Annotated in this window: 4 protein-coding genes, 6 tRNA genes and 1 rRNA gene; 1 reads left to right on the top strand and 10 read right to left on the bottom strand. The window is 38.9% G+C overall.

The window, feature by feature from the left end:
- Together HNQ37_RS08255 and HNQ37_RS08250 are read right to left on the bottom strand one after the other, a co-directional pair.
- Positions 1–857: IS30 family transposase (locus tag HNQ37_RS08255; protein WP_183541221.1), on the bottom strand; the 857-nt coding region annotated here is incomplete at its 3' end.
- 229 nt (positions 858–1086) lie between these two features.
- Complete coding sequence (locus HNQ37_RS08250; RefSeq protein ID WP_183541219.1) at positions 1087–2475, bottom strand: Cof-type HAD-IIB family hydrolase; 1389 nt, start codon at positions 2473–2475, stop codon at positions 1087–1089.
- A gap of 90 nt (positions 2476–2565) precedes the next feature.
- On the opposite strand from HNQ37_RS08250, the gene HNQ37_RS08245 reads away from it, so the two are divergent.
- The gene (locus HNQ37_RS08245) at positions 2566–3525 is read left to right on the top strand and encodes an asparaginase (RefSeq protein ID WP_183541217.1); all 960 of its coding nucleotides are present in this window, start codon (positions 2566–2568) and stop codon (positions 3523–3525) included.
- A 58-nt stretch (positions 3526–3583) separates the two neighbouring features.
- Here the strand turns inward: HNQ37_RS08245 and HNQ37_RS08240 are convergent, their stop codons facing one another.
- From HNQ37_RS08240 to rrf, 8 genes are all read right to left on the bottom strand, one after another.
- Entirely contained in the window at positions 3584–4516 is a 933-nt protein-coding gene (locus tag HNQ37_RS08240; protein WP_183541215.1) for a DHH family phosphoesterase, read from the bottom strand.
- A 210-nt stretch (positions 4517–4726) separates the two neighbouring features.
- A tRNA-Leu gene (locus tag HNQ37_RS08235) sits at positions 4727–4810 on the bottom strand.
- 11 nt (positions 4811–4821) lie between these two features.
- Positions 4822–4893, bottom strand: a tRNA-Gln gene (locus tag HNQ37_RS08230).
- 7 nt (positions 4894–4900) lie between these two features.
- Positions 4901–4973, bottom strand: a tRNA-His gene (locus tag HNQ37_RS08225).
- Between the two features lie 10 nt (positions 4974–4983).
- Positions 4984–5054, bottom strand: a tRNA-Trp gene (locus HNQ37_RS08220).
- 13 nt (positions 5055–5067) lie between these two features.
- A tRNA-Tyr gene (locus HNQ37_RS08215) sits at positions 5068–5148 on the bottom strand.
- Positions 5149–5185: 37 nt separating this feature from the next.
- Positions 5186–5258 (bottom strand) — tRNA-Val (locus tag HNQ37_RS08210).
- Positions 5259–5296: 38 nt separating this feature from the next.
- Positions 5297–5382: ribosomal RNA gene (gene rrf / locus HNQ37_RS08775) — 5S ribosomal RNA — on the bottom strand; the annotation flags it as partial.

Genomic DNA, 5382 nt, shown 5'->3' with positions numbered 1-5382 from the left:
TTAGCAACTGCTGAAGCTGTTGTTTGTTTTGTTCCTTTGGGTAAGAAACGTCTGATCATGCGGTTATGATTCTCATTGCTTCCACGCTCAAAGCTCGCATAGGCATGACAATAGTAAACCGGACAAGTCACCGCCTCATGTAAACGGGCGAATTCACGACCATTATCCGACGTGAGGGATTCGAACTGAACCTTCTCTTGAAGTGCTAAAAGCGCCGTATTGACAGATTGGGCAGACTTATTTGGAATCAGACGAATGATTTCAAAGCGTGTTTGGCGCTCTGTGAGCGTCAAAAGACAGTCATTTTTTTCTTTCGTCAACAGCACCGTATCGATTTCCCAATGGCCGAATGCTTCACGTTGGTTAATTTCCTCTGGACGTTGGTCAATGGACAAGCCATACGGACGCTTGGGGTGTGTTTTCCGAAGCTTCTTTGCTTTCTTATAATGCGGATAAAGTAAATTATGGGTTTTTACATCGAGCCAGCCTTTGTCCACCCAGTGATAGAGGGTGCGCAAGCAAACCCCTGTCAGCTCTTGGAGAATGACTTCTAATGATTTCTTATCTCTGACACCCGCACTAATGGTTTTATTGAGGGCCGACGTGAGCTTCGAAGGACGACCACAGTGACTTTTATTGACGCTATGGTGTTCTTGTGCATGAAGTGCAGAATACTTTGTCTTTATTTTTAAGTGCACTTCCCCTTGACGAAGTTCATTGTTTATTGTTTGAGGCGCTTTATTCAAGAGCTGAGCGATCCGACGGTTACTTAGCTTCTCCTTGTTGTGCCAACGTTCAATCAACTGACGTTCTGTATAAGTAATTTCTTTGCCTTTTGTGTTAGAATAACCTTGCATCTGAATTCCTTTTCTACTTTTTGTTCTTTCAAACTCAAGTATAAGAGATTCAGGTGTTTTTTTCTTGCTTCAGGTGGCTAAACTAATTTTACAATTTGCCGTTTTATTTAAAATGAAAAAGACAAGAAATTTATCTTGTCTTATAAATTTATATTTTTATGAAGTCAATTTAAATGTTTATCAGTTTTTAAATATAACTTTTGGAATGTACAACACAGTCCCTATACCCTTACTTTTTAATCTTCTTTTCAGCGACACGAGTCTGACGGTCTAATTCACGTTTGATATCTTGCTCTGGAGAATATTTGACCTTCCAATTATCTGGTTTCAATAACTTGCCTGAATTTGGATCAAAGTGAGGTTTTCCATCTGGAAAGATTTTAGCCATATTGGATTTATGAACGATCCTGAAAATTTCGTAAGGATCTACGCCTGATAAAATCAAACTTCCATAAACAAAGTAAAGTAGATCAATTAGGCTATCGGTTTGCTGAGTCAATGGTGAACCTTCAGCTGGCTTAGATATTACCTTTTCTGCTGCCCGATCAATTTCTTTGTGCATTTGAATAACGGATTGATCAAACTGGTCACCATCCATACCTGAGCTAGCTTTAAGAAATTCTACAATCTCTTCAATTTGAAAAGCAGCTCTTTGCTCTGCTTCATTTATGCTAAACAGTTTTGGAACTTCTTGAGTCTTACCATCCATAAGACGATGAAATTCTTTAACCAAATTGTACTCATTATCCTTAGAAATGAAGCTGGAATTCTCATCAAACTCAACGAGTCCATAATAAGCCAAAGCTTTAGCTATACCATCTGCACCATTTGAAGCTGTCACATAATCTGAGATTTCTTTGACAGCTGGGTGGGCATTTCCCATTGCTACACCATAACCTGAACCGTCCAGCATCTCCATATCATTTTCCGAATCACCAAAACACATAACTTCTGTTAGAGAAAAACCAAATATTTCTCCTAATTTCTTAATACCACGAAGCTTTGAGGTTCCAACTGAAAGCAGATCCGCTGAATAAGGATTCGATCGAGTCACATTTAGACCCGGAAACTTCTCCAGTAATTTATTTGATTCATCCGCTGTTGAAACCATCATGATCTGATAGATTGGATCTTTCATAAGTTTATGCAGGTTGTAAACGACTGGACGAAATTTTCTGATTAAATTTTTAAAAAGTGCACGAGCAAAGTTTGCCATAAATGCTGGTAAAATACCTGCAATATAGCCCGCTGTCCTCGTTTCACCAAATTTTAATAGGCCCGAACCCGTTATTCCATCTGCTTTACCAAAAGATAAATCCCTATGATTATCTGCCGCATAACGAATGATCTTTGTAATGAGCTTCTTATCCATAGGGTGTTCATAATAGACATTTTTTGAATCTAATATGTATTGCCCATTATAAGTAATGGCAAAATTTAAATTTAACTCTTCCAACAATGGAGCCGCAAAGGCCGGCCCTCGTCCTGTTGCAATACCCACTAATATACCATTTCTGCGCATGTCAATAATGGCACGTCTCGTTGAAGGTGCAATGCCTCGCGTTGGAGTTAATAGTGTTCCATCCAAATCAAAAAATACTGCTTTTACATCGGTCATAACACTTTAATTATACTTTATTTAAAGATAAAATTGATAAATGAATATTCTCACAATAAATTTTATCTCCCAATATGCTACAATCGATTTATGAAAAAAATCTTAGTTTTACATACTGGTGGCACCATCTCCATGTCAGAAGACAAGGATGGAAAAGTTGTTTCTAATACTTCTAACCCTTTGATGACACATGAACCAGAAATGTCAAATGTCATTTTACATACCGAAGATATTTTTAATTTACCAAGCCCACATATTACCCTTAAAAATATGTTTCAACTACAACGTCGTATCCTTCGAGCATTTTTTGAAGAAGGTTTTGATGGAGCTGTTATTACTCACGGAACAGACACACTTGAAGAAACTGCCTATTTTCTTGATCTCACTCTTCCGCTTGGTGCACCTGTTGTCATTACTGGGGCAATGCGTTCGAGTAATGAGCCCGGTACAGATGGTTATTACAATTTTCTAAGTGCAATTCGAGTAGCCTCAGATCTAACCTCAAGAAATCGAGGGGTCTTAGTCACCATGAATGCAGAAATTCATGCAGCACGCTTTGTAACCAAAACACATACGACCAGTGTGTCTACATTTCAGACACCTACTTATGGTCCTATCGGTATCCTTACCCATGATCGTATAGTATTTCATCAATCATTAGAAGAAATTGAACAGATTGCTGTGAGCTCCGTTGAAGGGCAAGTGCCTATCATTAAAGCCTACTCCGGAATGGACGGATCAATTTTTGATCTTCTTTCGCCTGAAAGCTTAGATGGCTTAGTAATTGAGGGACTTGGTGCAGGAAATCTGCCTCCAGAGGCCTTTCAATCTGTAAAAAAGCTACTTAATGCCGGCCTTCCAGTTGTTTTGACTTCTAGATGCTTTAATGGCATTGCGGAGCCAATCTATGCGTATCCTGGTGGTGGTAGTGAGCTCTATGATGCTGGTATCTACTTTGCAAAAGAGATCAACGCTCAAAAAGCTCGAATTAAATTAATTCTTGGTCTAAATGCTCACCTCAGCGATCTACGTAATTTCATTGAAAAATAGTTTATTAAAATTTAAAAGAATCACTTCCTATCTGAAGTGATTCTTTTAATCCAATCTCTTATCTCAACACATCTTGAAGTTCTTGCCAAATCTCTTCCAATTCTTCAAACGAATAAGCATTCGCACCCGAAGCTAAAACATGGCCACCGCCGTCATGACGTTTAGCAATTTCATTTATAGGTGTAAATTTACTGCGCATTCGAACTCGATAATGTCCATCTGGTTGTTCAACAAAAATAGCCCATAATTTGATGTTTCTTATATTTCCTGGTAAAGACACAATACTTGATGTCTCACTGTCCTTAAGATTCATTTCCCTTAATAAATCTTGTGTGATTGTCACACAAGCAGCTCCATTGGCAGATATTACCAGGTTTTCATAGATATATCCTTGCAAACGTGCGACCTTCATGTCAAAAGAGTTCATAGTCTGACCAAGTTCTGAGCGATCAAAATCTTTTTCTGCTAATTTAGCAGCTAATGCTAAAGTCTTTGGACTTGTTGATGGGTAAAGAAATCGACCTGTATCTCCAACAATTCCACCATAGAGAAGCCGTGCAGCTGAAGATGGAATTTCAAGATTCATTGTTACAGCAAATTCTGTAATAATTTCTGAAACTGAACTCGCTTTGTCATCAACATAATAAAGATCACCGTAAACATCATCATTTGGATGGTGATCAATTTTTATCAAAAAATCAGCTTCACGCCAGAACCTACTATCAATACGAGGACGATTTGCTGTGTCACAAACGATAATCAAAGCTTCTGCTACGTTTTCATCGAATTCATCCATTGTTGCCAAATATTGCAAAGACGGCTCATTATACCCTGTAGCTAAAACAGTCTTATCTGGGAAATTATAACGTAAGATTTCTCTCAAACCACATTGTGAACCTAATGCATCTGGGTCAGGATTCTGATGTCGTAAGATTACAATCTTATCGTAATCACGAATTTTATCCAAAATCTTACTAAAACTATTATTCATTACTATTTCTAAAGTCCTTGCTATCTTTTTTAATATTATAACTTAACTTAGACAAATTTGCTAACTAGCAAACCTAAGCCAAGTTTATAATCTATCAAATTTAAATTTTGAAAACGAAAAGTTAACCTTTATATCTTTTAAATTATTTTGGAAAAAAATAAAATATAGGAAACAAAGCAACAAAAAAGCAGACTCAATCTGCTTTCTCAGTGCCCAGAACCGGGGTCGAACCGGTACGTCCGTAAAGACACCAGATTTTGAGTCTGGCGCGTCTGCCAATTCCGCCATCCGGGCAATTTATTCAACTGGGGTAGCTGGATTCGAACCAGCGCGTGCAGCAGTCAAAGTGCTGTGCCTTACCGCTTGGCTATACCCCAATAAGAAGGCGGATAAAGGGAATCGAACCCTCGTATGTCGGTACCACAAACCGATGTGTTAACCACTTCACCATATCCGCCATAATTTAACACGGGCAGTAGGAATTGAACCCACACTAAAGGTTTTGGAGACCTTTGTACTACCTTTATACGATGCCCGTATCCGTAAAAAAATGGAGGGGAGAGGATTCGAACCTCCGAACCCGAAGGAGCGGATTTACAGTCCGCCGCGTTTAGCCTCTTCGCTACCCCTCCAAATATTCAATTAATATAACGAAACGTTGTTTCATTATGGGAGTTAACGGGATCGAACCGCTGACCCTCTGCTTGTAAGGCAGATGCTCTCCCAGCTGAGCTAAACTCCCAATTAAGTAAATAATAATTACTTAAAAGTAAAACATTCGCTTGGGAACGCCCTTATCTCACAGGGGGCAACCCCCAACTACTTCCGGCGCGGTGAGGCTTAACTACTGTGTTCGACATGGATAC

Source organism: Lactovum miscens (genome assembly GCF_014202895.1).
In the GTDB taxonomy this organism is placed as follows: Bacteria; Bacillota; Bacilli; order Lactobacillales; family Streptococcaceae; genus Lactovum; species Lactovum miscens.
This window is presented reverse-complemented; position numbering and strand designations above follow the sequence as displayed.

Bases quoted from the DNA above. Each gene is read 5' to 3' on its own strand.
- HNQ37_RS08250 (WP_183541219.1), bottom strand. From the start codon at position 2,475: ATGACCGATGTAAAAGCAGTATTTTTTGATTTGGATGGAACACTATTA.
- HNQ37_RS08240 (WP_183541215.1), bottom strand. From the start codon at position 4,516: ATGAATAATAGTTTTAGTAAGATTTTGGATAAAATTCGTGATTACGAT.
- HNQ37_RS08245 (WP_183541217.1), top strand. From the start codon at position 2,566: ATGAAAAAAATCTTAGTTTTACATACTGGTGGCACCATCTCCATGTCA.